General features: G+C 59.8%; 27 protein-coding genes. 14 read left to right on the forward strand and 13 right to left on the reverse strand.

Annotation, left to right across the window (positions count from 1 at the left end; all coding sequences use genetic code 11):
* The first annotated feature begins 88 nt into the window (after nucleotides 1-88).
* From moaC to AC07VO_RS15325, 4 genes are all read left to right on the forward strand, one after another.
* Nucleotides 89-562 carry a cyclic pyranopterin monophosphate synthase MoaC gene (moaC, locus tag AC07VO_RS15310; RefSeq protein ID WP_086944730.1) on the forward strand — a complete coding sequence of 158 codons (474 nt, stop codon included), beginning with the start codon at nucleotides 89-91 and terminating at the stop codon, nucleotides 560-562.
* Nucleotides 559-801, forward strand: a complete 243-nt coding sequence (gene moaD, locus AC07VO_RS15315; RefSeq protein WP_086944731.1) for a molybdopterin converting factor subunit 1 — start codon at nucleotides 559-561, stop codon at nucleotides 799-801. Before moaC ends, moaD begins: the two co-directional genes overlap by 4 nt.
* 3 nt (nucleotides 802-804) lie before the next feature.
* On the forward strand, nucleotides 805-1,257 hold the full coding sequence (gene moaE / locus AC07VO_RS15320) for a molybdopterin synthase catalytic subunit MoaE (protein ID WP_018927117.1): 453 nt from the start codon (nucleotides 805-807) through the stop codon (nucleotides 1,255-1,257).
* Between the two features lie 238 nt (nucleotides 1,258-1,495).
* Complete coding sequence (locus AC07VO_RS15325; protein WP_064620181.1) at nucleotides 1,496-2,272, forward strand: ABC transporter substrate-binding protein; 777 nt, start codon at nucleotides 1,496-1,498, stop codon at nucleotides 2,270-2,272.
* Between the two features lie 86 nt (nucleotides 2,273-2,358).
* Here AC07VO_RS15325 and AC07VO_RS15330 read toward each other — a convergent pair whose 3' ends face one another.
* From AC07VO_RS15330 to AC07VO_RS15350, 5 genes are all read right to left on the reverse strand, one after another.
* The gene (locus AC07VO_RS15330) at nucleotides 2,359-3,000 is read right to left on the reverse strand and encodes a helix-turn-helix transcriptional regulator (protein ID WP_018927115.1); all 642 of its coding nucleotides are present in this window, start codon (nucleotides 2,998-3,000) and stop codon (nucleotides 2,359-2,361) included.
* 93 nt (nucleotides 3,001-3,093) lie between these two features.
* The gene (locus AC07VO_RS15335; RefSeq protein ID WP_086944732.1) at nucleotides 3,094-4,221 is read right to left on the reverse strand and encodes an NAD(P)/FAD-dependent oxidoreductase; all 1,128 of its coding nucleotides are present in this window, start codon (nucleotides 4,219-4,221) and stop codon (nucleotides 3,094-3,096) included.
* Nucleotides 4,222-4,281: 60 nt separating this feature from the next.
* On the reverse strand, nucleotides 4,282-5,229 hold the full coding sequence (locus AC07VO_RS15340; RefSeq protein WP_173861136.1) for an ornithine cyclodeaminase family protein: 948 nt from the start codon (nucleotides 5,227-5,229) through the stop codon (nucleotides 4,282-4,284).
* A 140-nt stretch (nucleotides 5,230-5,369) separates the two neighbouring features.
* Nucleotides 5,370-6,857: an ATP-dependent RNA helicase RhlB gene (rhlB, locus tag AC07VO_RS15345; protein ID WP_018927112.1), complete on the reverse strand. Its 1,488-nt coding sequence runs from the start codon at nucleotides 6,855-6,857 to the stop codon at nucleotides 5,370-5,372.
* 85 nt (nucleotides 6,858-6,942) lie between these two features.
* Nucleotides 6,943-7,599 carry an alpha/beta hydrolase gene (locus AC07VO_RS15350; RefSeq protein WP_018927111.1) on the reverse strand — a complete coding sequence of 219 codons (657 nt, stop codon included), beginning with the start codon at nucleotides 7,597-7,599 and terminating at the stop codon, nucleotides 6,943-6,945.
* Between the two features lie 469 nt (nucleotides 7,600-8,068).
* Between AC07VO_RS15350 and AC07VO_RS15355 the strand changes: the two genes are divergently transcribed.
* From AC07VO_RS15355 to AC07VO_RS15370, 4 genes are all read left to right on the forward strand, one after another.
* Complete coding sequence (locus tag AC07VO_RS15355) at nucleotides 8,069-9,100, forward strand: amino acid ABC transporter substrate-binding protein (RefSeq protein WP_018927110.1); 1,032 nt, start codon at nucleotides 8,069-8,071, stop codon at nucleotides 9,098-9,100.
* 65 nt (nucleotides 9,101-9,165) lie between these two features.
* Nucleotides 9,166-10,347 (forward strand): amino acid ABC transporter permease, encoded by a 1,182-nt coding sequence (locus AC07VO_RS15360; protein WP_018927109.1) that lies wholly within the window; start codon nucleotides 9,166-9,168, stop codon nucleotides 10,345-10,347.
* A gap of 10 nt (nucleotides 10,348-10,357) precedes the next feature.
* Entirely contained in the window at nucleotides 10,358-11,455 is a 1,098-nt protein-coding gene (locus tag AC07VO_RS15365) for an amino acid ABC transporter permease (RefSeq protein ID WP_018927108.1), read from the forward strand.
* Between the two features lie 11 nt (nucleotides 11,456-11,466).
* The gene (locus tag AC07VO_RS15370; RefSeq protein WP_007936266.1) at nucleotides 11,467-12,231 is read left to right on the forward strand and encodes an amino acid ABC transporter ATP-binding protein; all 765 of its coding nucleotides are present in this window, start codon (nucleotides 11,467-11,469) and stop codon (nucleotides 12,229-12,231) included.
* Between the two features lie 142 nt (nucleotides 12,232-12,373).
* On the opposite strand, the gene AC07VO_RS15375 is transcribed toward AC07VO_RS15370, so the two are convergent.
* Complete coding sequence (locus AC07VO_RS15375) at nucleotides 12,374-12,832, reverse strand: REP-associated tyrosine transposase (RefSeq protein ID WP_086944734.1); 459 nt, start codon at nucleotides 12,830-12,832, stop codon at nucleotides 12,374-12,376.
* Between the two features lie 210 nt (nucleotides 12,833-13,042).
* On the opposite strand from AC07VO_RS15375, the gene AC07VO_RS15380 reads away from it, so the two are divergent.
* From AC07VO_RS15380 to AC07VO_RS15400, 5 genes are all read left to right on the forward strand, one after another.
* A complete protein-coding gene (locus AC07VO_RS15380; RefSeq protein WP_086944735.1) occupies nucleotides 13,043-13,702 on the forward strand; it encodes a FadR/GntR family transcriptional regulator in 660 nt (219 codons plus the stop codon).
* The gene (locus AC07VO_RS15385; RefSeq protein ID WP_086944736.1) at nucleotides 13,692-15,008 is read left to right on the forward strand and encodes a CynX/NimT family MFS transporter; all 1,317 of its coding nucleotides are present in this window, start codon (nucleotides 13,692-13,694) and stop codon (nucleotides 15,006-15,008) included. The genes AC07VO_RS15380 and AC07VO_RS15385 overlap by 11 nt, the downstream gene beginning before the upstream one ends.
* A 100-nt stretch (nucleotides 15,009-15,108) precedes the next feature.
* On the forward strand, nucleotides 15,109-15,579 hold the full coding sequence (locus AC07VO_RS15390; protein ID WP_086944862.1) for a nuclear transport factor 2 family protein: 471 nt from the start codon (nucleotides 15,109-15,111) through the stop codon (nucleotides 15,577-15,579).
* 40 nt (nucleotides 15,580-15,619) lie between these two features.
* A complete protein-coding gene (locus AC07VO_RS15395) occupies nucleotides 15,620-15,940 on the forward strand; it encodes a GIY-YIG nuclease family protein (protein WP_018927103.1) in 321 nt (106 codons plus the stop codon).
* An 88-nt stretch (nucleotides 15,941-16,028) separates the two neighbouring features.
* Nucleotides 16,029-16,964, forward strand: a complete 936-nt coding sequence (locus tag AC07VO_RS15400; protein WP_086944737.1) for a glutathione S-transferase family protein — start codon at nucleotides 16,029-16,031, stop codon at nucleotides 16,962-16,964.
* 152 nt (nucleotides 16,965-17,116) lie between these two features.
* Here the strand turns inward: AC07VO_RS15400 and AC07VO_RS15405 are convergent, their stop codons facing one another.
* Entirely contained in the window at nucleotides 17,117-17,467 is a 351-nt protein-coding gene (locus tag AC07VO_RS15405; protein ID WP_018927101.1) for a glutaredoxin family protein, read from the reverse strand.
* Nucleotides 17,467-18,471: a nucleoid-associated protein YejK gene (gene yejK, locus AC07VO_RS15410; RefSeq protein WP_019581084.1), complete on the reverse strand. Its 1,005-nt coding sequence runs from the start codon at nucleotides 18,469-18,471 to the stop codon at nucleotides 17,467-17,469. Before yejK ends, AC07VO_RS15405 begins: the two co-directional genes overlap by 1 nt.
* A 397-nt stretch (nucleotides 18,472-18,868) precedes the next feature.
* On the opposite strand from yejK, the gene AC07VO_RS15415 reads away from it, so the two are divergent.
* A complete protein-coding gene (locus AC07VO_RS15415) occupies nucleotides 18,869-19,150 on the forward strand; it encodes an HU family DNA-binding protein (protein ID WP_007905514.1) in 282 nt (93 codons plus the stop codon).
* Between the two features lie 100 nt (nucleotides 19,151-19,250).
* On the opposite strand, the gene rlmF is transcribed toward AC07VO_RS15415, so the two are convergent.
* The 5 genes from rlmF to AC07VO_RS15440 form a co-directional block, all read right to left on the reverse strand.
* Nucleotides 19,251-20,273, reverse strand: a complete 1,023-nt coding sequence (rlmF, locus tag AC07VO_RS15420) for a 23S rRNA (adenine(1618)-N(6))-methyltransferase RlmF (RefSeq protein WP_018927099.1) — start codon at nucleotides 20,271-20,273, stop codon at nucleotides 19,251-19,253.
* 175 nt (nucleotides 20,274-20,448) lie between these two features.
* Nucleotides 20,449-23,295 carry a valine--tRNA ligase gene (locus AC07VO_RS15425; protein ID WP_086944738.1) on the reverse strand — a complete coding sequence of 949 codons (2,847 nt, stop codon included), beginning with the start codon at nucleotides 23,293-23,295 and terminating at the stop codon, nucleotides 20,449-20,451.
* A gap of 265 nt (nucleotides 23,296-23,560) precedes the next feature.
* A complete protein-coding gene (locus tag AC07VO_RS15430; protein ID WP_018927097.1) occupies nucleotides 23,561-23,944 on the reverse strand; it encodes a hypothetical protein in 384 nt (127 codons plus the stop codon).
* Between the two features lie 8 nt (nucleotides 23,945-23,952).
* On the reverse strand, nucleotides 23,953-24,381 hold the full coding sequence (locus AC07VO_RS15435) for a DNA polymerase III subunit chi (protein WP_018927096.1): 429 nt from the start codon (nucleotides 24,379-24,381) through the stop codon (nucleotides 23,953-23,955).
* Nucleotides 24,382-24,441: 60 nt separating this feature from the next.
* Nucleotides 24,442-25,932, reverse strand: coding sequence for a leucyl aminopeptidase (locus tag AC07VO_RS15440; protein ID WP_086944739.1), 1,491 nt, complete (start codon nucleotides 25,930-25,932; stop codon nucleotides 24,442-24,444).
* Between the last annotated feature and the right edge of the window lie 270 nt (nucleotides 25,933-26,202).

Here is a 26,202-nt window from a genome sequence, read left to right on the forward strand (position 1 = left end):
AGAAGCGAGGCATGTCGATCGGATAATCGTGCGTGCGGAAAATTGACCCGCAGGTTTACAATCGATGCTCCTGATCAGGAGTAACGCTGTGCTGACTCATCTCGATTCCCAAGGTCGCGCCCATATGGTCGACGTCACCGAAAAAGCCGTGACGTTCCGCGAAGCGACGGCCCAAGCGCTGGTGCGCATGCTGCCCGAAACCCTGCAGTTGATCGTCAGCGGCGGTCATCCCAAGGGTGATGTGTTCGCCGTGGCGCGGATCGCCGGCATCCAGGCGGCGAAGAAAACCAGCGATCTGATTCCTCTGTGCCATCCGTTGATGCTCACCGGCGTCAAGGTCGAACTCAGTGCCGAAGGCGACGACACCGTGCGCATCGTGGCGCGCTGCAAGTTGTCCGGGCAGACCGGCGTCGAGATGGAAGCGCTGACCGCCGCCAGTGTCGCGGCGTTGACCATCTATGACATGTGCAAGGCCGTGGACCGCGGCATGACCATCGAGAGCGTGCGCCTGTTGGAGAAACTCGGTGGCAAGAGCGGTCATTACCAGGCGGATCAGTCATGAAGGTTACCGTGAAGTTTTTTGCCCGTTACCGTGAGGCGCTCGGCGTGGATTCGGTGAAGGTTGAAGGTGATTTCGCCACGGTCGACGATGTGCGTGCGCTGCTGGCCCAACGTGAAGGCGCCGAGGTGTTGAGCGAGCAGAACCTGATGTGCGCCCGCAATGAAGACCTTTGCCAGCTCGATGAACCGGTCGGCGATGGCGATGAAGTGGCTTTCTTTCCAACCGTGACCGGGGGCTGAGCCATGGCGATTCGTGTGCAGCCCACGCCGTTCGATCCGGGCGCTGAAGTCAACGCCATGCACGCGGCCAATGTGGGCGTCGGTGCGGTGGTGAGTTTTGTCGGCTACGTACGCGACTTCAATGACGGCCTCGACGTCGCCGGGATGTTTCTGGAGCACTACCCGGGCATGACCGAAAAAGCCCTGGGCAAGATTGCCGCGGAGGCCGAGCAGCGCTGGCCGCTGTTGAAGCTGGAAGTGCTGCATCGCATCGGCGCACTGGAGCCGGGCGAGCCGATCGTCTTCGTCGGTGCCGCCAGCGCCCACCGTCAGGCAGCGTTCGATGCCTGCGCCTTTGTCATGGACTACCTGAAAACCCGCGCGCCATTCTGGAAGAAAGAAAACACCAGTGATGGCGCGCGCTGGGTTGAAGGGCGCGACAGCGATCATGCGGCGGCGGATCGCTGGAAGCAGTAATTCCTCCAGTGCTTTCGAATACACCTTCGCGGTCCGACTTGTCCGCGAAGAGGCCTTCTGCATCACCCAAAAATCCACTGATTCCCCTCCCGACCAGAGGCTGGAAGATCTGTATGCGCCCGATTGACGGTTAATACATAAAAGTCCAGTATGGATTTATAAGTACAAAAAAGGCGTTCCCTGTTTCAGCTCTTTCTTCTGTCTTGCCAAACCAACAACAACCCGCGAGAGAACGAACATGAAGAAATTCCCCCTCATCACCGGTCTGGCCCTGAGCCTGTTGGCGTGCAGTAGCGTGTTCGCTGCCGAGAAAAGCCTGCGCATCGGTATTGAAGCGGCCTATCCGCCGTTCGCATCGAAAACCGACAAAGGTGAAATTGTCGGTTTCGACTACGACATCGGCAACGCCCTGTGCGCGCAGATGAAGGTCAAGTGTGTATGGGTCGAAGGCGAATTCGACGGTCTGATTCCTTCCCTCAAAGTGAAGAAAATCGACATGGCGCTGTCGTCCATGACCATCAATGAAGACCGTAAGAAGTCGGTGGATTTCACCCACAAGTACTACTTCACCTCATCGCGACTGGTGATGAAGGAAGGCGCGGCGGTCGATGACCAGTACGCCAGCCTCAAGGGCAAGACAGTCGGCGTTCAACGCGCAACCACTACCGACCGTTACGCCACCGAGGTTTTCGAACCGAAGGGCATCAACGTCAAGCGTTACGGCAACAACGAAGAAATCTACATGGACCTGGCGGCAGGTCGCCTCGATGCCATTTTTGCCGACACCATTCCATTGAGTGATTTCCTGTCCATGCCGCGCGGCAAGGGTTACGCCTTTGTCGGGCCGGAACTCAAGGATCCGAAATACGTGGGTGAGGGCGCCGGGATTGCCGTGCGCAAGGGCAACACCGAGTTGGTCAGTGAACTGAACGCGGCCATCGACGGCATTCGCGCCAATGGCGAATACCAGAAGATTTCGGAGAAGTACTTCAAGTCCGACATCTACGGCGATTGATCGGAAAAAGATCGCAGCCTTCGGCAGCTCCTAAAGAGGACCACATTTCTCTGTAGGAGCTGGCGCAGCCTGCGATCTTTTGATTTTCAGCCCTTCAATTCCTTCAAATGCTTGTACACCGTCGCCCGGCCCATGTTCAGCACATTGGCCACGTAGTTGGAGGCGCTTTTGCCTTTGAAGGCGCCTTCGGCGTGCAGCGCCAGCACCAGTTCGCGTTTGTGGTCGCGGGTCAGCACATTCAGGCTCAACTGGCGCTCGCGCAGCCAGGCATGCAGAAAAGTGTTGATCCGTTCCTGCCAGTCATCGCGAAACAGTGAGTCCGGTTGCGGAATCAGCTTGGTCGGCGACAGGAACAAATCCAGTGCCGCCTTCGCGTTCTCGAACAACGAGATATTCAGATTGATGCACAGCACTGCCAGCGGTTGCCCTTCGCTGTCGCGCAGCACGCTGCTGAGGCTGCGAATCTTCTGGCCGTCCCAGTTGAGCTTTTCGTACGGCCCGATATTTCGTTCACTGACCTCTTCGCTGAGCATGTCCTCCAGCGACGAGTCGTCTCCAATTTCCCGTTTGGACAGGTTGTTGGCGATGTAGTCGACCTTTTGTGTGCGCAGGTCGTGCAGCACCACCTCGGCGTGAGGGAAGAACAACGTGGCGATGGCATCGGCAATCGCGCGGAAGTTGTCCATGGACACATTGTCCAGGGCCGAGTTTTTTTCGGGTGCGTTCATACAGTGGAGCTCCAGGCCAGCGTCAGTGCCCCTTTAAAAAGGGGCACTGGAAGTTTGCCGCAATCGTGTGGGCACGTCACCTGAGGATCAGGATCAACCCAGGCGGGCGGGGGAGAGCATCGCGGCGTCCAGACCGAAACGGGTGAGCTGTTCGGGCAAGGCTTCGCCGCGTACCAGTGCAGCACTGGCCTGGCCCATGGCCGGTGACGTCTGGATGCCGTAGCCGCCTTGTCCCGCCACCCAGAACAGGCCCGGTACGTGTTGATCGAAGCCGGACAGCAAATCCCCGTCGTGCACGAAACTGCGCAAGCCGGCCCAGGTGCGGGTCGGGCGGCGGATGGTCAGGGTGGTGGCCTCTTCGATCTGGTAGATGCCCATGGCGATGTCCAGTTCTTCGGGCTGCACGTCGTGCGGTTCCACCGGGTCGGCGTTGGCCGGTGAGCCGAGGAACATGCCGGCGTCGGGTTTCATGTAGAACGATTCATCGAGGCTGACCAGCATTGGCCAGTCATGGCTATCAAGGCCCTCGGGGCCGGCGAAGATAAAGGCTGCCCGGCGCTTGGGTTGCAGGCCCAGAGGTCGTGCACCGGCCAGCTCGCCAACCTTGTCGGCCCAGGCGCCGGCGGCGTTGATGATGATCGGGGCGCTGAAGGTCTGAGTGGCGGTTTGAACCTGCCATAGCCCTTCGGTATCCCGGGCCAGGCTCAGCACTTCACTGTCGGTATGCACCTCGCCTTTATTGCGCCGGATACCGCGCAGATAGCCTTGGTGCAGGGCATCGGTATCGATGTCGCTGGCGGTTGGGTCGTAGATCGCGCCATGGACTTTTTCCCGACGCAGGATCGGCAGACGCGTACAGGCTTCGTCGGCGCTGAGCAGTTGCATCTCCGGCACGGTGGCTTTGGCGCTCAGGTATTGATTGTTCAGCTCGGCCGGATCGCCCGTGAAGTCGACGGTCATCTCACCGCGCGGGGTCAGCAGCGGGTGTTCGCAGAAACCGGGCGGTGGTGCATCGAAGAAATCGCGGCTGGCCAGGGTCAATGCCCGAACCTGGGGCGTGCCGTAGGCGGCGGTATAGAGCGCCGCCGAGCGTCCGGTGGAGTGATAGGCCGGATGGGATTCGCGCTCGAGCACAATCACCCGTCCGTGCTGCGACAGCCAGAAACCGGTGGAAGCACCGGCAATCCCGCCGCCGATAATGATGAAATCTGCCTGGCTCATGAACGTCTCCTGATGGGGCGTAAATGCCGAAATTGTTGGGGATCCCTGTGGGAGCGGGTGTTAGCCCAGTAGGCGGTAAATGGCATTGGCCAGTGCGATGTCTTCCAGGCCCAGGCCGATGGAGCGGAAAAACACAGGTCGGTCGTAGTCCGGGCGCTGCACTTTTCCGCTGAGCAAGTCGGGCAGGTCGCCGACTATCGAGCGCTTGTCCCAGCCATGCTGTTCACCGGCGATCAGCATTTCGCCGGCCGAGCCCGGGGTGGTCTGGCGATAGTCGCAGAATACCTGCATGTCATTGAGGCTCTGCGGCGGCACTTCATGGGCACGCGGAGCATTGGTGCTGATGGACGTGATCAGTGCCGGTTTGCTCAACATGGACGGGTCGATCACCGGGCCGGCGGACGAAGTGCAAAGCATGATTACGTCAGCGTCTTGTATCGCGTTGTCGCAACTGTCGGCGAGGGTCAGCCGTGGATCGAGGCTTTCGAGTTGCGCCAGCGTTTCGGCGTTCTTGCCGCGCAAGCTCGGTGAATACAGGCTGATGCTTTGCCAGTCTCGCAGGTTCTTCACATAGTGCAGGTGCGCCTGGGCCACTTTGCCGCTGCCGATGATCGCCAGGCATTGGGCCTTCAGCGGTGCGAGGGCATCGACCGCCACTGCTGTCGTCGCCGCGGTGCGGGCCGTGGTCAGTTCACCGGCATCGCAGAGCAGCAGCGGCTGGCCGGTCTGCATCGACATCAACAGCGTCCAGGCGGTCACCAATGGGCCTTGCTCACGCACGATGTAGGGCGATGTCTTGACGCCATACACGCCGTCTTCGGCCAGCACGCCCAGGTAGTTGATGAAGTCCCCGGCACCTTTCGGGAATTCCACCAACTGCTGGGCCGGTTGCACGGCTTGCCCGGCGGCCAGGTCGCGGAACAGCTTGCGCAGGATCTGCGGCACGTCGACTTGCGCCAACAGTTCGCGGGCCTGGGGTTGGGTGATCACGTAAGGCGTGCTGGGCATGGTCGACTCCGGGTGCTGAAAGTGAACTAATTTGTCCATTATGGACTTTTAGTTGTCTCGAGCAAGCTCCTGTTGAAAAAACCGGACGAAAAAAAAAGCGCAGTCCGTCTCCGGCTGCGCCTTTTATTCTGCGACCCGTGTTATGGGCGCTTGCGCTCAACCGCCCGCAGCAGATGCGTCGGTGGCGTTTCACAACTGATCTTGCGACCCAGCAGCGCCTCGATGGACGGTAGCTGGTAGGAGTCGTCTTCACCGGCAAAGCTGATGGACACACCATCGGCGCCGGCACGGCCAGTACGACCGATGCGGTGCACGTAGTCGTCCGGGACTTCCGGCAGGGTGAAGTTGATCACGTGGCTGATGCCGTCGATGTGAATGCCGCGACCGGCCACATCGGTGGCGACCAAAACCCGGATCTTGCCTTCGCGGAAACCTTCCAGGGTCTTGATGCGCTTGTGCTGCGGCACATCGCCGGACAGTTGCGCGGCGTTGACGCCATCGCGCACCAGGCGTTCTTCGATGCGCCGCACTTCGTCCTTGCGGTTGGCGAAGACCATCACCCGTTCCCAGCCGTTATCGTTGACCAGGTTATAGAGCAGTTTGTACTTGTCGGCGCCGGCCACCGCGTAGATGTGTTGCTCGACGTTTTCGCTGGCCACGTTCTGCGCTTCGATCTCGACGATCGACGGGTCGGTGGTCCATTGCTTGGCCAGGTTCATCACGTCGTCGGTGAAGGTCGCGGAGAACAGCAGAGTCTGACGTTCGTTCTTCGGTGGAGTCTGGCGAATGATCTGACGCACCTGCGGGATGAAACCCATGTCGAGCATCCGGTCGGCTTCGTCCAGCACCATGACTTCGACCATGTCCAGGTGCACGTCGCCGCGCTGGTTGAAGTCGAGCAAGCGGCCCGGAGTGGCCACGAGGATGTCGCAGTGACGGGCTTCGAGGTGCTTGAGCTGCTTGTCGAAGTCCATGCCGCCGACAAACGTCATGACGTTGAGGCCGGTGTACTTGGTCAGGTCGGCCGCGTCCTTGGCGATTTGCACTACCAGTTCCCGGGTCGGGGCGATGATCAGTGCTCGCGGTTCACCCATGTAGCGTTCTTTGGGCGGCGGGGTTTGCAGCAGCTGCGTGATGATCGAAATCAGGAACGCGGCGGTTTTGCCGGTACCGGTCTGGGCACGACCGATGGCGTCTTTGCCCGCGAGGGTGAAGCCAAGCACCTGCGCCTGGATCGGCGTGCAATAAGGAAAGCCCAGGTCCTGAATGGCGTGCATCAGCTCGGGGGCGAGTTTGAAATCGTGGAAGCGGGTTTTGCCTTCCTGGGGTTCGACGACGAAGTCTTCGAGTTTCCAGGGGATGACCGGCGCCTTTGGCTTCGGTTCGCGGCGTGGTTTTGCCGGTTTCGGGGCTTCGCTGCGCGGCTGTTCAGAGGCAATGGCCGGAGCAGAGGGGGCGGTCGGTGTGGTCACCGGCTCGTGTTTCGGTGCCGCTACGGTTGCGGTCCGGCCAGGCTGATTACCGTCGGTACGGTGGCTGGGGGTATGAGAAGGAGCGCTGGAGCCTGGCGCGAGCTGCTCAGCCTCGCTTTTACCGAACATTTTCTTGAGTGCTTTGAGCACGGTCATCTCATCAATTGGTTAAGGAATGTACGCCGGCCAGTGTAATGCAAGAATCGGGCGCGGCGTAGTGCGATGGATCAAAGGGTAGCTTTTAGCGCAAACGCTCGGCGAGCCAGACGCCGATGTCGCGAATTTCTTCGGGTAACACTTCGTGGCCCATTGGGTATTCCTGCCATGTCACGGTGACACCATGCTGCTTTAAATACTCGTAGGCGGTCCGGCCCATGGAGTTTTGCACGACGTCATCATACTGACCATGCAACGACAACACGGGAATGCGCTGCTGGCTGGCGGAAAGCTCCAGTTCATCGCTGAATGTCGGCGCATAAGTCGAGAGCGCAAGTACACCGCCCAACGGTCCCTGCCATTTCAGGAAGGCTGTGTGCAAAACCACGGCGCCGCCCTGGGAAAAACCGGCGAGAAAGATCCGCGAGGCGTCTATTCCGCCGGCCTTCTGCACTTCAATCAAATTCACGACCCGTTGCGCGGACTCCTCCAACTGCTCGCGGCTGATGGCGCGTGCCGGGCTCATGGCCAATATGTCGTACCAGCTTGGCATCTCGTAGCCACCATTAATGGTGACAGCGCGCGTCGGGGCCTGGGGCAAAACGAAACGGGTAGTGAGCAGGTTTTCCTGTAGCGCTTCAGCTACCGGCAAAAAATCGTAGCGGTCGGCACCCAGCCCATGCAGCCAGATTACGCAGGCGTCTGCGGGCTTGACGGGTTGAAGAATCAGGGGCTCGGTCATGTCTGCTCCATTGTTGTGCATGCGCGCTCATTAAGTGCAAGGTTGGAGTGCGCGATGGGTTGATCAGTTAAGAAGATGTCGCAAGGTTGAAAGTTTTGCTATTGACCTGTCGCTGAAACGCTTTAGCGAGCGGTCTGGTACGGGCTTTGCTATGGGGAACCCTGTGCAACCAATCTCGTGCCTGGCGGTAACACTATCAGTGTATGGCTAGTCGTGGGATAGCAAAGAATCCGGTGATGGATGTTCGCCAGTGGCCGCTACGGGCTTCGCGAACGTGAAAGGGCTACAGCCCGTTCGGCCGATTGGTGAGAAGTGAGTTATCCATGATGTGGATTTTCTCCTACTAGACTCATAGCGACGGTCCTTACGTCGGTTGACCCTAAAAAAAGCCAACAAGGGTCAGCAACGCCTCAAAAGGGTGCGACAGGGCTCAAGCTCCGACACAACAAGAGCAAAACTGGAGGTTTGAATGAAGATGTTGAAATCCACCCTGGCCGTCGTGACTGCAGCTGCAGTGCTCGGTGTCAGTGGGTTCGCTCAGGCGGGTGCAACCCTGGATGCAGTGCAGAAGAAAGGTTTTGTACAGTGCGGTGTGAGTGACGGTTTGCCGGGTTTCTCGGTTCCGGACTCTACCGGCAAGATCGTTGGCATCGATGCTGACTTCTGCCGCGCTGTAGCTGCTGCAGTGTTTGGTGATGCGACCAAGGTCAAATTCAGCCAGTTGAATGCCAAGGAGCGTTTCACTGCTCTGCAATCCGGCGAAATCGACATGCTGTCGCGCAACTCCACCATGACCAGTTCCCGTGACGCGGGCATGGGCCTGAAGTTTCCTGGCTTCATCACCTATTACGACGGCGTAGGCTTCCTGGCCAACAGCAAGCTGGGCGTGAAAAGTGCCAAGGAACTGGATGGCGCGACCATCTGTATTCAAGCCGGTACCACCACCGAGCTGAACGTGTCCGACTACTTCCGCGCCAACGGCCTGAAGTACACCCCGATCACCTTCGACACTTCCGATGAAAGCGCCAAGTCGCTGGAATCCGGTCGTTGCGACGTGCTGACCTCCGACAAGTCCCAGTTGTATGCACAGCGCAGCAAACTGGCCTCGCCGAAAGATTACATCGTTCTGCCTGAAACCATCTCCAAAGAGCCTTTGGGGCCGGTCGTGCGTAACGGCGACGATGAGTGGCTGGCAATCGTTCGTTGGGTTGGCTACGCGATGCTCAACGCCGAAGAAGCCGGTATCTCTTCGAAGAACGTCGAGGCAGAAGCCAAGTCGACCAAGAACCCGGACGTTGCTCGTCTGCTGGGCGCCGACGGTGAGTACGGCAAGGATCTGAAGCTGCCGAAAGACTGGGTGGTGAAAATCGTCAAGCAGGTCGGTAACTACGGCGAAGTCTTCGAGAGAAACCTCGGCAAGGGCACTCCGCTGGAAATCGATCGTGGCTTGAACGCCCTGTGGACCAACGGCGGCATTCAATACGCACCACCAGTGCGCTGATGGTTCTATCGCCCGGTGGGCCAACCACCGGGTGATGTTCTGTTCCATTATTTCCGGGGCACTTCATGCAAAATTCAATCGGCGCACCAAAGCAGAGGTTCAGCCTCAGCGATCCGCGAGTGCGTGCGTGGCTGTTTCAGATTATTACGGTTCTCGCCGTGGTCGGGATGGGTTGGTACCTGTTCGACAACACTCAAACCAACCTGCAACACCGGGGCATTACCTCCGGTTTTAGCTTTCTTGAGCGCAGCGCCGGTTTCGGCATCGCTCAGCACCTGATCGACTACACCGAATCGGACAGTTATGCCCGGGTGTTTGTCATCGGTCTGCTCAACACCTTGCTGGTGACGTTCATCGGCGTGATCCTGGCGACGATCCTCGGTTTCATCGTCGGTGTGGCACGACTCTCGAAGAACTGGATCATTGCCAAGATGGCGACGGTTTATGTCGAGGTCTTCCGTAACATTCCGCCGCTGCTGCAAATCCTGTTCTGGTACTTCGCGGTGTTTCTCACCATGCCAGGGCCGCGCAATAGCCATAACTTCGGCGACACCTTCTTCGTCAGCAGCCGCGGCCTGAACATGCCGGCAGCGTTGATAGCGAACGGTTTCTGGCCGTTTGTGGCGAGCATCGTCGTGGCCATTGTCGCGATCGTGCTGATGTGCCGCTGGGCCAACAAGCGTTTCGAAGAGACCGGCGTACCGTTCCACAAATTCTGGGTAGGCCTGGCGATGTTCCTGGTGATCCCTGCGTTGTGCGCATTGATCTTCGGCGCGCCGCTGCATTGGGAAATGCCACAGCTGCAAGGTTTCAACTTTGTAGGCGGCTGGGTGCTGATCCCTGAACTGCTGGCACTGACCCTGGCCCTGACGGTGTACACCGCGGCGTTCATCGCCGAAATCGTGCGTTCGGGCATCAAGTCGGTCAGCCACGGCCAGACCGAAGCGGCTCACTCGCTGGGGCTGCGCAACGGTCCGACCCTGCGCAAGGTGATCATCCCGCAAGCCCTGCGTGTGATCATTCCGCCGCTGACCAGCCAATACCTGAACCTGGCGAAAAACTCCTCGCTGGCGGCCGGTATCGGTTATCCGGAGATGGTGTCGTTGTTTGCCGGTACGGTGCTGAACCAGACCGGACAGGCGATCGAAGTCATTGCCATCACCATGAGCGTGTACCTGGCGATCAGTATCAGCATTTCCCTGCTGATGAACTGGTACAACAAGCGCATTGCGCTGATCGAGCGGTAAGGAAGAGCGCATGACGACTCATACTTTCAAACCCGACATGCCTCCACCGAGCAGCAGCATCGGTGTCGTGGCGTGGATGCGGGCGCACATGTTTTCCAGCTGGATCAACACCCTGCTGACGTTGTTCGCGTTCTATCTGATTTACCTGATAGTTCCGCCTCTCGTGAGCTGGGCGATTCTCGACGCCAATTGGGTCGGCACCACCCGTGCCGATTGCACCAAGGCCGGCGCTTGCTGGGTGTTCATCGAGCAGCGCTTCGGCCAGTTCATGTATGGCTACTACCCGGTGGACTTGCGCTGGCGCGTGGACCTGACCGTGTGGCTGGCAGTCATCGGCGTGGCGCCGTTGTTCATCGCACGTGTTCCGCACAAGGCAATCTACGGCCTGAGCTTTCTGGTGCTCTATCCGATCATTGCCTACCTCCTGCTGCACGGTGGTGTATTCGGTCTGAGCCAGGTGGCGACCAGCCAGTGGGGCGGCCTGATGCTGACCCTGGTGATCGCTACCGTTGGTATCGTCGGCGCACTGCCGCTGGGTATCGTGCTGGCCCTGGGCCGTCGTTCGAACATGCCGGCGATTCGGGTGGTCTGCGTGACCTTCATCGAGTTCTGGCGCGGTGTGCCGTTGATCACGGTGCTGTTCATGTCGTCGGTGATGTTGCCGTTGTTCCTGCCCGAAGGCATGAACTTCGACAAATTGCTGCGGGCGTTGATCGGCGTGATCCTGTTCCAGTCGGCCTACATCGCCGAGGTGGTGCGTGGCGGTCTGCAAGCGATCCCTAAAGGTCAGTACGAAGCGGCTGCGGCGATGGGCCTCGGTTACTGGCGCAGCATGGGCCTGGTGATTTTGCCGCAAGCCCTGAAGCTGGTAATCCCTGGCATCGTCAACACCTTCATTGCGCTGTTCAAGGACACGAGCCTGGTGATCATCATCGGCCTGTTCGACTTGCTCAACAGCGTCAAGCAAGCCGCCGCCGACCCGAAATGGTTGGGCATGGCCACTGAAGGCTATGTGTTCGCGGCCCTGGTGTTCTGGATTTTCTGTTTTGGTATGTCCCGCTATTCCATGCATTTGGAACGCAAGCTGGACACTGGCCACAAGCGTTAGGAGCGTAGTTTATGAGTGAAGCGATCAAACAGCCTGTGAGTCCTCAAGGCATTATTCAGATGCAGGGCGTAAACAAGTGGTACGGCCAGTTCCACGTGTTGAAAGACATCAACCTGAACGTCAAGCAGGGCGAGCGTATCGTGCTGTGCGGCCCGTCGGGTTCCGGCAAATCCACCACCATCCGTTGCCTCAATCGCCTGGAAGAACACCAGCAGGGCCGTATCGTGGTCGATGGCGTGGAACTGACCAACGACCTCAAGCAGATCGAAGCGATCCGCCGTGAAGTCGGCATGGTGTTCCAGCACTTCAACCTGTTCCCGCACCTGACCATTCTGCAGAACTGCACCCTGGCGCCGATGTGGGTACGCAAGATGCCCAAGCGCAAGGCCGAAGAAATCGCCATGCATTACCTGGAACGCGTACGCATTCCAGAGCAGGCGCATAAATACCCGGGGCAACTGTCCGGTGGTCAGCAACAGCGTGTGGCGATTGCCCGTGCCCTGTGCATGAAACCGAAAATCATGCTGTTCGACGAACCGACGTCGGCACTCGACCCGGAGATGGTGAAAGAGGTTCTGGACACCATGATCGGCCTGGCCGAGGACGGCATGACCATGCTCTGCGTGACCCACGAAATGGGCTTCGCCCGTACCGTGGCCAACCGCGTGATCTTCATGGACAAGGGTGAAATCGTCGAGCAGGCCGCGCCGAACGACTTCTTCGACAACCCGCAGAACGAGCGGACGAAGTTGTTCCTGAGCCAGATCCTGCATTGATAGACGCTTGGCAGTGAAATAAACCCGGACTCTGTTCCGGGTTTTTTTTGCTCCAATGAAACGCTCCACCTGCTGACCGCGAACCCTGTAGGAGCCGGCTTGCTGGCGATGGCGGCATACCAGACGCCACCGAGTATCCCGGCTATAGCCATTTGGCATCCCACAATGGGTAATCGTGCACACGTGTGACAAGCCCCGCACGCAATGGATTGGCAACGATGTATCGGGCGACCGCTTGCAGATCCGCTTCACGGCGAATCGCGCGATCATGGAAACCTCTCTGCCATACCATCCCTCTGCGCTCCAGTCGCGCGTTTACCGCCCGCGCGCTGCGCGATTTGGTTGCCAGCACCAACGCCGACAACGAGTTGTTCTTCAGTTCGACCAGCCAATGAAAATGGTCGGGCATCACCACCCAGGCGAGGGAATCGACCCATTCTTCTTTCTGCGCCTGACGAAAGTGGTCTACCACCAGACGTCCTGCCCGCCAGTCAGTAAAAAACGGGGTGCGATTCCAGGTGACAGCTGTCAGCAGGTAGATTTGGCCGGTTTGGGAATAACGTCCGGCGCGTAAGCGATTGGCATGGGGAAGATCGGGCATTCCATTGCCCTCCTGTGTTTTGAGAGAAACAGAAGGCTAGTACGCAATAGTGAGGGGCATTGCCAAAGTTCAGTTCTGAATGTGTCGGTACGATCGCCATCGCCAGCAAGCCGGCTCCTACAGGGTTTGCGTGAGCCCGTTGCCTTGTCGGACGAAGCTGACTAACATGTCAGAAAATTCATCCTATGATTGGATGAAAGGGCGAATTCTATGTCAGATATTTCTCCATTAATTAAACGGTCCTTGGTCGATCAGGCCCTGGACCAGCTGCGCCTGCGCATTAATCAAGGTGTCTGGACGGTCGGCCAGCGTTTGCCCACCGAGCCGGAATTGGCGGCTGAGCTGGGCATCAGCCGCAACACCGTGCGCGAAGCCATGCGCGTGTTGGCGTTTTCCGGGTTGATCGAGATCCGCCAGGGCGACGGCAGCTACCTGCGGGCGGTAGTCGATCCATTGGATACGATGAAGGCGCTGTCCCGCTGCTCTCAGGAACAGGCTCGGGAAACCCGGCACATTCTGGAAGTCGAAGCCATCGGTCTGGCTGCATTACGCCGCACCGATGAAGACCTGGTGGCGTTGCGCGAGGCGCTGGGCGTCAGCGGCAGTCACTACCACGGCGATCTCGACACCTACATCGCCTGTGACCTGGTGTTTCACCGTCGTCTGGTGGACGCGGCGCACAACCCGACCCTCAGCGAGCTGTATCGCTACTTTTCCAGCGTCGTGGGCGCGCAGTTGCGTCAGACCCTGAACGTCACCCCCCGACGCCAAGCGGTGTTCGACCTGCATATCGAGCTGCTCGATGCCGTCGAACAACGCGACCCGGAACGGGCCAAAGCCCTGATGAGGCAATTGATCAATGAACCTTGAAACCGAGAATCCGATGTCCAGTCAGCAGGCGAGCCACAGCCGCATCACCGAGCTCAAGCGGACGGCGGAGCTCGAAGAGCTGTTGATCGATGCCGAGGCCGATGATGCAGAGGTTCAGCGAAGTCACCCGCTCCTGCGGCGCCCGTGGCTGTTGCTGCTGGGGCTGATTCTGGTGGCGCTGAACTTGCGTCCGGCGCTGTCGAGCATGGCGCCGATGCTCAGCGAGGTCTCGAAAACACTGGGGCTATCGGCTGCCCAGGCCGGTTTGCTGACCACCTTGCCGGTGCTTTGCCTTGGTCTGTTCGCGCCATTGGCGCCGGTGCTTGCGCGACGTTTTGGTGCCGAGCGGGTGGTGCTGGGGATTCTCCTGATGTTGGCCGGCGGGATTATTCTGCGCAGCTCGTTCGGCGAGATCGGCCTTTTCGCCGGCAGCGTGCTGGCCGGCGCCAGCATCGGGGTGATCGGCGTGCTGCTGCCCGGTATCGTCAAGCGCGACTTCCCGAAACAAGCCGGCACCATGACCGGCGTCTACACCATGGCCCTGTGCCTGGGCGCGGCCATGGCGGCTGGCGCGACCGTGCCGTTGAGCGAACATTTCGACAAGAGTTGGGCGCTGGGCCTTGGCTTCTGGGTGGTTCCGGCCTTGGTCGCGGCGATGTTCTGGCTGCCGCAAGTCGGTCAGAAACACGGCGCACATAACGTTGCCTATCGGGTCCGAGGCCTGTTGCGCGATCCGCTGGCCTGGCAAGTGACCTTGTACATGGGCCTGCAATCGTCTTTGGCCTACATCGTATTCGGTTGGCTGCCGTCGATTCTGATCGGTCGCGGTCTGACGCCAACCCAGGCCGGTCTGGTGCTGTCGGGGTCGGTGATTGTCCAGTTGATCAGCTCGTTGGCGGCACCGTGGCTGGCGACCCGTGGCAAGGATCAGCGACTGGCGATCGTGATCGTCATGGCAATGACCCTCGGCGGCTTGTTCGGTTGCCTGTATGCGCCGATCGACGGTCTGTGGGGCTGGGCAATCCTGCTGGGACTGGGGCAGGGCGCTACGTTCAGCCTGGCATTGACCCTGATCGTGTTGCGATCGCGGGATGCTCATGTCGCGGCCAATCTGTCGAGCATGGCACAGGGCTTCGGCTACACCCTGGCATCCATGGGGCCGTTCGCAGTCGGTGTGGTGCATGACTGGACTGGCGGCTGGACCGCGCTGGGCTGGATCTTCGGTGTCATCGGTCTCGGCGCGATCATCGCCGGCCTCGGCGCAGGGCGTTCGCTGTATGTGCAGGTCGAAAGCGAAAAGATCTGATTCGCACACACTGTCGGTATTCGGGGGGCGAATGCTGATGGTGTTTCGTCCGTTTGCAGATTATCGTGCTGGCAATCTGCCTATTTTTCGGAGCCTGCCCATGAGTGACGCCCACGACGCCTTGATCACCCGGTTCTATCAAGCCTTCCAGCGGCTGGATGCCGAGGCCATGAGCGCCTGCTATACCGACGACGTGGTGTTCAGTGATCCGGCGTTCGGCGAGCTGCGCGGGCGCGATGCCGGCGATATGTGGCGCATGCTCACTACCCGCGCCAAGGACTTCTCCCTGACCTTCGATAACGTGCGCAGCGATGAGCGCACTGGCGGCGCCCATTGGGTGGCGACGTACCTGTTCAGCCAGACCGGCAATATCGTGGTCAACGACATTCAGGCGCGTTTCGTGTTTCGCGACGGCAAGATCTGCGAGCACCACGACAGTTTTGATCTGTGGCGCTGGTCGCGTCAGGCGCTGGGTTTCAAAGGGCTGTTGCTGGGCTGGACGCCGGTGGTGAGAAACGCCGTGCGTGCTCAGGCCTTGAAGGGCCTGAAGGCATTCCAGGCCAGTCGCTGATAAGATCGCGGCTTGTTTTCTTTCAAGCCTTGATCGTCACGTGAGCACCTCGAGCGAATCTTCCGTCATTGCCGCCGAACCGTCGGTGCCTGTCAGCAAACCCTGGTTCGTCTACCTCGTTCGCGCGGCCAATGGTTCGCTCTACTGCGGGATCAGCGACGATCCCGTACGTCGCTTCGCCACCCATCAGAGTGGCAAGGGCGCGCGCTTCTTCCTGTCGAGCCCGGCCGTGGCGCTGGTTTATACCGAGCGCTGCCGCGATAAAGGCGAAGCGCTGCGCCAGGAGCGTTTGATCAAGAAACTCAAGAAAAGCGCCAAGGAATGTCTGGTGGCGAGTGCGGCTGCGGGCTTATCAATCTGACTGATAAGTGCCCATCAGGCAGATGGGTAGGCTGCCCGCCGATTGCGCGCTAAGCTGCGGGCTCCTTATCCGAGCGGCGGAGCCGAGCATGTCCGAGTTGATTCTGCATCATTACCCGACGTCCCCTTTCGCCGAAAAGGCCCGCTTGCTGCTGGGTTTCAAGGGGTTGTCCTGGCGCTCTGTGATGATCTCGCCGGTGATGCCAAAACCCGACCTGACGGCCCTGACCGGCGGCTACCGCAAGACGCCGGTGTTGCAGATCGGTGCTGATGTCTATTGCGACACCGCGTTGATCGCTCGTCGTCTGGAGCAGGAAAAAGCGTCGCCGGCGTTTTTCCCGGAAGGCCAGGAAATGGTCACGGCGACCTTCGCGGCATGGGCCGATTCGGTGGTGTTCCAGCATGCAGTCAGCCTGGTGTTCCAGCCAGAATCGGTAGCGGTGCGCTTCGGCAAATTGTCGCCGGAAGCGATCAAGGCATTTCTGGCCGATCGCTCCGGCTTGTTCAGCGGTGGCAGTGCCACTCGGTTGTCGGCCGAGCAGGCAAAGCATCAGTGGCCAACGATCATGGCGCGTCTGGAGCAGCAGCTTCAACGCGAGCAGGGGGACTTCCTGTTCGGCGAACCGTCGATTGCCGACTTTGCCCTGGCTCACTCGCTGTGGTTCCTCAAGGCGACGCACGTGACGTCACCGTTAGTGGATGCTTATCCGGCCGTTTCGGCGTGGTTTGGCCGCGTGATGGGTTTTGGTCATGGCGCATTCAGCGAGATGACGGCCGAGCAAGCGCTAGAGATTGCCCGCAATGCCACACCGGCCCCGTTGCCGGATGAGCAGTTCGATGAGCCGAACGGGTTCGAGGTTGGCCAGCAGGTGGTGATTGCAGCGACCGATTACGGGGTTGATCCGGTGGCGGGTGAGTTGATGTTTGCCGGCAGCGAAGAGTTGATTGTGCGCCGTGAAGACGAGCGGGCCGGTGTGGTGCATGTGCACTTTCCGCGGTTCGGGTTTCGCATAGAGGCTTGCTGACGTACGCACCTGTGGCGAGGGGGCTTGCCCCCGTTGGGTCGCGAAGCGGCCCCAGCATTTCGATGAGAAAACCGTATCCACGGGAAATTGCGACTGCTGCGCAGCCGAACGGGGGCAAGCCCCCTCGCCACAGGATTGTTTGAAGCTGATGGTTATTTCAGCGCCGCAAGCACCTGGTCCGGGTCATACCCGCGAATCAACGTTCCATTCACATCGATGATCGGAATCCCGCGTCCGCCGAGTGCCTCATAGGCTTTGCGCGCCACGGCATCCTTCTCGATATCGAATTCCTTGTACGGAATACCTTTCTGATCGAGGAAGCGCCGGGTCAGCTTGCAGTAGCCGCACCAGTCAGTGGCGTAGAGCACGACGTTGGCCTTGGCCTGGGTCTGCTCGGACACCACCTGCGAGGGGTGAAGTACCCGTTCGATCTTGCCCCAGTTCTGGTAAACCACGACCACCAGCAGGATCAGCAGGAATTTTTTCAACACGCCGCCGAGCATCAGTTGCGTCGCTTGAGCTGGTCGGTCAGTTGGGTCGGCAGGCCTTTGATGATCAGCGTGCCGGCCTCCTCGTCGTATTCGATCTTCGAACCCAACAGGTGCGCTTCGAAACTGATCGACAGGCCTTCGGCGCGGCCGGTGAAGCGGCGGAACTGGTTCAGGGTGCGCTTGTCCGCCGGGATCTCCGGGGACAGGCCGTAGTCCTTGTTGCGGATGTGATCGTAGAAGGCTTTCGGGCGATCTTCGTCGATCAGTCCGGACAACTCTTCCAGGCCCATGGGCTCGCCCATTTTGGCCTGGCTGCTGGCGTAATCCACCAGGGTCTTGGTCTTCTCACGCGCGGACTCTTCCGGCAGGTCTTCGCTTTCGACGAAGTCACTGAACGCCTTGAGCAGAGTGCGGGTTTCACCGGGGCCGTCGACGCCTTCCTGGCAGCCGATGAAGTCGCGGAAGTACTCCGAAACCTTTTTGCCGTTCTTGCCTTTGATGAACGAGATGTACTGCTTGGACTGCTTGTTGTTCTGCCACTCGGAGACGTTTATCCGCGCCGCCAGGTGCAACTGGCCAAGGTCCAGATGTCGCGAAGGGGTCACGTCCAGCTGATCGGTCACCGCCACGCCTTCGCTGTGGTGCAGCAGGGCGATGGCCAGGTAATCGGTCATGCCTTGCTGGTAATGCGCAAACAGCACATGGCCACCGACCGAGAGGTTGGATTCTTCCATCAGCTTTTGCAGATGTTCGACCGCCACCCGGCTGAAGGCCGTGAAATCACGACCACCGTCGAGGTATTCCTTCAGCCAGCCGCTGAATGGAAACGCGCCGGACTCCGGATGGAACAGCCCCCAGGCTTTGCCCTGTTTGGCGTTATAGCTTTCGTTCAAGTCGGCGAGCATGTTCTCGATGGCCGCGGACTCAGCCAGTTCAGAGTCGCGGGCGTGAAGAACTGCGGGTGTGCCGTCGGGTTTTTTGTCGATCAGGTGGACGATGCAATGACGGATCGGCATGGGCTTCTCGGCTGATTGGAGAGAGGAGGGCGTGCTCCCCCGAAAAAGCGCCCAGTGTACCGCAACCACTGGTTTTGGCGTGGTCCGAAGGGCAATTCGAAGCTCTCCGGCGACCCTGATGTGATTTTTTCCCGATTTAGAGCAATAAAGCTGACCAAATGGGTAGCTAGAGGCGGATATTTCCCCGTCTCTGTGCTAGTTTTGCCCGGTCTTACGCGAAGTCACTGCGTTAAGCGTGCATTCAGCATTTGTCAGGTCGAACCAAACCCTGATTTCGGTATCTATAACCCCGACTCGTCGTGGTTATGGCCGAGGGTGCCAGATCCAGAAGATCGGGCTCGATGGCTGACACTGCACTCTGCAATCCATATGAATTTGATAGGGAAGGAACACTACAATGGCTCTTACTAAAGACCAACTGATCGCCGACATCGCTGAAGCTATCGACGCGCCAAAAACCACCGCGCGTAACGCTCTGGACCAACTGGGCCAAATCGTTGCCGATCAGCTGGAAAACGGCGGCGAAATCACTCTGCCAGGTATCGGCAAGCTGAAAGTGACTGAGCGTCCTGCCCGTACCGGCCGCAACCCTTCGACTGGCGCTGCCATCGAAATCGCTGCCAAGAAAGTGATCAAGCTGGTTGTGGCCAAAGGCCTGACCGACGCTGTCAACAAGTAAGACTTGTTAAAAAAACCGTGCTCCGGAGCAATCCGGGCACGGTTTTTTTGTGTCTGCGATTCAGCGATTGATCAGGCTCAATCGCTGTCTCGGTTGTTACTCAGCTTTTGCGGGCCCAGCGCTCGCGCCAGACCTGTTGCTCGGATTTGGTCTGGAAGGTCCAGGCGACGAAGCGACTTTGCTTCTGCCCTTGGGACATTTCCACGACCTGGCTTTCCAATACGCCGGCCTTTTTCAGCGCCGTCTGGATCGCCGGCAGGTTCGAGGCTTTCGAGACCAGGGTGCTGAACCAAAGCACTTTGTGTTGAAAGTGCGCGCTCTCGGCGATTAGTTGCGTCACAAACCGTGCCTCGCCACCTTCACACCACAGTTCGGCCGATTGCCCGCCAAAGTTCAGCACCGGCAGTTTGCGTTTTGGGTCGGCGCGGCCCAGCGCGCGCCATTTACGCACGCTACCCTTGGTCGCCTCGTCCATCGAGGCGTGGAACGGCGGGTTGCACATCGTCAGGTCAAAGCGTTCGCCGGGTTCGAGCAAGCCCAACAGAATGTGCTTGGGATTAGTTTGCTGGCGAAGCTGGATGGCTTTGTTCAGCCCGTTGGACTGCACGATGGCTTTGGCTGAGGCTACGGCTATCGGGTCGATTTCCGAGCCGAGGAAGTGCCAACGGTAGTCGCTGTAGCCGATCAGCGGATAGACGCAGTTGGCGCCCATGCCGATATCGAGCACCTTGACCGGCGCGCCGCGAGGGATCTCGCCGTCGTTGACGCTGGCCAGCAGGTCGGCCAGGAAGTGCACGTAGTCGGCACGGCCCGGAACCGGCGGGCACAGGTAGTCGGCCGGGATGTCCCAATGGGCGATGCCATAGAACGCCTTGAGCAGCGCCCGGTTGAACACTCGCACCGCGTCCGGGCTGGCGAAGTCGATGCTCTCCTTGCCGTACGGATTGATGATCACGAACTTCGCCAGTTCCGGCGTGCTCTTGATCAGCGCCGGGAAGTCGTAACGACCCTGATGGCGATTGCGCGGGTGCAGGCTGGCCTTCTCGCGTGGCTCCACGGCTTTGGCCGGGGTCGCGGGTTTAGGCTTTTTGCGCGCAGGTTTGGGTGTGCTGGGGGCGGTCATGGGCGAGGTCGATTCGGGTATGGCTAAAAGTGGCGGGTATTGTCCCACATCCAGCTGCTGGTCACCCAATTGTGAAGATCGCCGCATGTCCGTGTGGCAGCGGGTGTTTGGGAGAATGTAGCGGGCATAAAAAAGGGAGGCCGCTGGGGCCTCCCTGTTTCATTGCGATGTGCCGTTACAAACTGGCAATCCGCGCATGTTGCTCGGCCAGCTTGCCCAAAGCCTGTTCAGCTTCAGCCAGTTTGGCGCGTTCCTTCTCGATGACTTCGGCCGGAGCCTTGTCGACGAAACCGGCGTTGGACAGCTTGCCGCCGACGCGCTGAACTTCGCCCTGCAAACGCAGGATTTCCTTGTCCAGGCGCGCCAGTTCGGCGTCCTTGTCGATCAGGCCGGCCATCGGCACCAGCACTTCCATCTCGCCAACCAGTGCGGTGGCGGACAGTGGTGCTTCTTCGCCAGCCTTCAGAACAGTGATCGATTCCAGGCGCGCCAGCTTCTTCAGCAGGGCTTCGTTCTCGGTGAGTCGACGCTGATCTTCGGCGCTGACGTTTTTCAGGAACAGGTTCAGCGGCTTGCCTGGACCGATGTTCATTTCACCGCGGATGTTACGGGTGCCGAGCATCAGACCCTTGAGCCATTCGATATCGTCTTCGGCAGCCTGGTCGATGCGTGCCTCAACGGCCACTGGCCAAGGTTGCAGCATGATCGTCTTGCCTTGAATACCGGCGAGCGGTGCGACGCGCTGCCAGATTTCTTCGGTGATGAATGGCATGAACGGGTGAGCCAGGCGCAAAGCGACTTCCAGCACTCGAACCAGAGTGCGACGGGTGCCGCGCTGACGCTCGACCGGCGCGTTTTCGTCCCACAGCACAGGCTTGGACAGTTCCAGGTACCAGTCGCAATACTGGTTCCAGATGAACTCGTACAAGGCTTGTGCTGCCAGGTCGAAACGGAACTGATCGAGCTGACGGGTCACTTCGGCTTCAGTGCGTTGCAACTGCGAGATGATCCAGCGATCCGCCAGCGAGAGCTCATAGGCTTCGCCGTTCTGGCCGCAGTCTTCACCCTTGTCCAGTACGTAGCGCGCGGCGTTCCAGATCTTGTTGCAGAAGTTGCGGTAGCCTTCGACGCGGCCCATGTCGAACTTGATGTCGCGACCGGTGGACGCCAGCGAGCAGAACGTGAAGCGCAGGGCGTCGGTGCCGTAGCTGGCGATGCCGTCGGCGAACTCGTCGCGGGTCTGCTTCTCGATCTTCTTCGCCAGTTTCGGCTGCATCATGCCGGAGGTGCGTTTCTGCACCAGATCTTCCAGTTCGATACCGTCAATGATGTCCAGCGGGTCCAGGACGTTACCCTTGGACTTGGACATCTTCTGGCCCTGGCCATCACGTACCAGACCGTGCACATACACGGTCTTGAATGGAACCTGCGGCGTGCCGTCTTCATTTTTCACCAAGTGCATGGTGAGCATGATCATCCGGGCAACCCAGAAGAAAATGATGTCGAAACCGGTCACCAGCACGTCGGTGGAGTGGAATTTCTTAAGGAATTCGGTCTGTTCCGGCCAGCCGAGGGTGGAGAAGGTCCACAGGCCCGAACTGAACCAGGTATCCAGAACGTCGTTGTCTTGTTGCAGCGCAACGTCCGGCCCGAGGTTGTGCTTGGCACGCACTTCGGCTTCGTCGCGACCGACATAGACCTTGCCCGACTCGTCGTACCAGGCCGGAATCCGGTGGCCCCACCACAGCTGACGGCTGATGCACCAGTCCTGGATATCGCGCATCCACGAGAAGTACATGTTTTCGTACTGCTTTGGCACGAACTGAATGCGGCCATCTTCAACCGCGGCGATGGCCGGCTCGGCCAATGGCTTGGTGGACACGTACCACTGGTCGGTCAGCCACGGCTCGATGATGGTGCCGGAGCGGTCGCCTTTAGGCACTTTCAGGGCGTGGTCGTCGACGCTGACCAGCAGGCCGGCGGCTTCGAACGCTGCCACGATCTGCTTGCGCGCTTCGAAGCGGTCGAGGCCGGCGTATTCGGCCGGGATCTTGCCGTCGATGCTCTCGTTCAGTGTGCCGTCGAGATTGAACACCTGGGCCGCAGGCAGCACATGGGCGTTTTTGTCGAAGATGTTCAGCAGCGGCAGGTTGTGGCGCTTGCCGACTTCGTAGTCGTTGAAATCGTGGGCCGGGGTGATTTTCACGCAGCCGGTGCCGAATTCAGGGTCGCAGTAATCGTCGGCGATGATCGGGATGCGGCGGCCAACCAGCGGCAGCTCGACAAATTTGCCGATCAGGGCTTTGTAGCGTTCATCGTTCGGGTTAACGGCCACGGCGGCGTCGCCGAGCATGGTTTCCGGACGCGTGGTCGCGACGATCAGGTAGTCGTTGCCTTCAGCGGTTTTGGCGCCATCGGCCAGCGGGTACTTCAGGTTCCACAGGAAACCTTTCTCGTCGTGGTTTTCCACTTCAAGGTCGGAAATCGCCGTGTGCAGCTTGGTGTCCCAGTTGACCAGACGCTTGCCGCGATAGATCAGACCGTCCTCGTGCAGGCGCACGAAGGCTTCTTTCACCGCCTCCGAGAGGCCGTCGTCCATGGTGAAGCGCTCACGGCTCCAATCCACGGACGAGCCGAGGCGGCGGATCTGACGGCTGATGTTGCCGCCGGACTGATCCTTCCATTCCCAGACTTTCTCGAGGAATTTCTCACGGCCCAGATCGTGACGATTCTGGCCCTGAGCTTCGAGTTGACGCTCCACCAGCATTTGCGTGGCGATACCGGCGTGGTCGGTGCCTGGCTGCCACAGGGTGTTGCGACCCTGCATGCGGCGGAAACGGATCAGGGCGTCCATGATCGCGTTGTTGAAGCCGTGACCCATGTGCAGGCTGCCGGTGACGTTCGGCGGCGGGATCATGATGGTGTAGGACTCGCCCTCGCCTTGAGGGGCGAAGTAGTTCTCGGACTCCCAGGTGTTGTACCAGGAAGTTTCAATGGCGTGCGGCTGGTAGGTCTTATCCATGCGCGGCGGGACCCTATTGGCATTTATTCAGGAAAAGCCGGGAAGTATAGCGGGGCACGGGGCGTAGGGCGAGCAGGGGCGGACAGGGCGCAGATCAAATTGTGAAAGGGACTCGTGGCGAGGGAGCTTGCTCCCGTTGGGGCGCGAAGCGGCCCCGGACCATCAAGTCAGGTGTATCAGGTACACCGAGTGTTCGGGTTTTGCGGCTGCTTCGCAGCCGAGCGGGAGCAAGCTCCCTCGCCACAGAAGCCCGCTCGGCTCAAGGTTACTCGTACTGGCTAAGCAACCGTTCCATCCGTGCATCAAGGCGGCGTTTGATTTCGGTTTCGATGTGCGGGGCGAAGTCGTCGATCACGTCTTGCATGATCAATTGCGCGGCGGCGCGCAGCTCGCTATCCAGGTGCAACAGGGCATCGGGGCCCTTGTTGGCGGCAGGGGCCGGCTGGGCGGCCGGGGCGGGTGGTGGCGGTTCGACCTGGGGCGCATGGCCGACGGTGTCGAACAGCATGGGAATCTGTTCCTGGTCGCCTTCAATGACGGCGTCGGTCAGCAACGGCGGTTGCAGGTTGTCATCGCCGAGCAGTTGGCGGATCGACTCAAGGTCTTCCAGCAGGTGCACGGACTTTTGCGGTGGTTTTGGAGTGTCCATCGGAATGCTCAGAGTCGCTGTAAACGGTGATCTTGCAGAGGATAGCCCTGTTCGCGGTAGAAACGAAAACTCTCCCGCGCAGCCGCACGAATCGCCGGGTCTTCCACCACCACTTCCGCCACGCGGGCGAATTGTCTGGCAAAGGCCGGGACTTTCAGGTCGAGATTGACCAGCAGATCCTGATGCTGACCGCAGTCATCGCCAAGACCCAACACAATCAAACCGTCCGGCTCGCTTTCGGCAGGGCCGTGGGGCACGAAGCTTTCGCCCTTGAACGCCCACAACCGCGCATCGAGCGCATCACGCTGGGCGGCATCGCTGCAATGCAGGTAAATGCGGTGGCCCATGCGCCAGGCTTTTTCGGTGAGCTTGCAGGCGAAATCCAGCCGCGCCGAAGGATCGGCGCTGGGCAGGATATAGAAGTCGACTTTGGTCATTGCGGTTCCTGAGTTGCAAGCGGCGTCACCCGAGAGTGACGCCGCTGCAAGTCATCGGTTTCAGGCTTTGGCGCGGTCCAGCAGGTATTGGGTCAGCAGGGGAACCGGACGGCCAGTGGCGCCCTTGTCCTTGCCGCCGCTGGTCCAGGCTGTGCCGGCGATGTCCAGGTGTGCCCAGTTCAGGTTCTTGGTGAAGCGCGACAGGAAGCAGGCGGCGGTGATGGTGCCGGCTTTCGGGCCGCCGATGTTGGCGATGTCGGCGAACGGGCTGTCCAGCTGCTCTTGATACTCATCGAACAGCGGCAGTTGCCAGGCGCGGTCGTCGGCGGCTTGGCCGGCGCTCAGCAGCTGGCCGATCAGTTCGTCGTTGTTGCCCAGCAGGCCCGAGGTGTGGGCGCCCAGTGCCACGACACAAGCACCGGTCAGGGTGGCGATGTCGATCACCGCTTGCGGCTTGAAGCGTTCGGAGTAGGTCAGGGCATCGCACAGCACCAGACGGCCTTCGGCGTCGGTATTGAGGATTTCAACTGTCTGGCCGCTCATGGTGGTGACGATGTCGCCCGGACGCGAAGCGTTGCCGCTCGGCATGTTCTCGGCGCAGGCCAGGATGCACACCAGGTTGATCGGCAGTTTCAGCTCAAGCACGGCACGCAGGGTGCCGAACACGCTGGCGGCGCCGCCCATGTCGTACTTCATCTCATCCATGCCGGCGCCTGGCTTGAGGCTGATGCCGCCGGTGTCGAAGGTGATGCCTTTGCCGACGAGGGCGTACGGCTTCTCGGATTTCTTGCCGCCGTTGTATTGCATGACGATCAGGCGCGGTGGCTGGGCGCTGCCCTGGCCAACGGCGTAGAACGAACCCATGCCCAGGTCCTTGATCTTCTTCTCATCGAGGACTTCGACCTTCAGGCTTTTGAACTCTTTGCCCAGGTTCTTGGCTTGTTCACCAAGGAATGTCGGGTGGCAGATGTTCGGCGGCAGGTTGCCCAGGTCACGGGTGAAGGCCATGCCGTTGGCGATCGCGGTGGCGTGGGCCACGGCGCGTTCGACTTCAGCCTGTGCCGCCTTGATGGTCACCAGAGTGACTTTCTTCAGGGAGCGCGGGTCGGCTTTCTGGCTCTTGAACTGTTCGAAGATGTACTCGCCGTCCACCAGTGTTTCGGCCAGCAGGCGGGTCTTGCCATAGCTGTCACGGCCCTTGACCACCACTTCGTCCAGGGCCAGCACTGCATCGCTGCCGCCCAGGCCTTTCAGGGTATTGAGGATGCCGGCGATGATTTTGCGGAACGGGCGATCGCCCAGTTCTTCATCCTTGCCCACGCCCACCAGCAGCACGCGTTCGGCCTTGAGGTTGGGCAGGCTGTGCAGCAACAGGTTTTGGCCGACTTTGCCGGCCAGGTCGCCGCGCTTGAGCACTGCGCTGATAGCGCCGCCGCTCAGTTCGTCGAGTTGTTTGGCAACGGTGCCGAGCTTGCGGCCTTCGCGGACGGAGACTACCAACGTGGCGGTCTTCAACGTTTCCGGGCTAACGCTTTTTACAACCAGTTCCATGTCCGGGTCCCTGAATTAATGGTCAAACTGCGCGACGCGCAGAGGCTTGCCTATAAGTAGAAAGGCGCCGGTGTGTTGCCAGCGACAAAGGCCGCAGTTTGAACCTCGCTGCCTGCGCCTGACAACCCTCGGATATGCGAACTTCAGCGGTTCAGGTGCTTGCTTGAGCATGCGCAGTGACAGGCGCACTCAATCACAGGATAATGCGCCATCTTTTTCGGCGGCCCTGCCCTGCGGGCCGGCTGATACGTTTGTTTGTTTGGCCGCTTA

It is taken from the genome of Pseudomonas sp. GW821-FHT03E01, assembly GCF_059420765.1.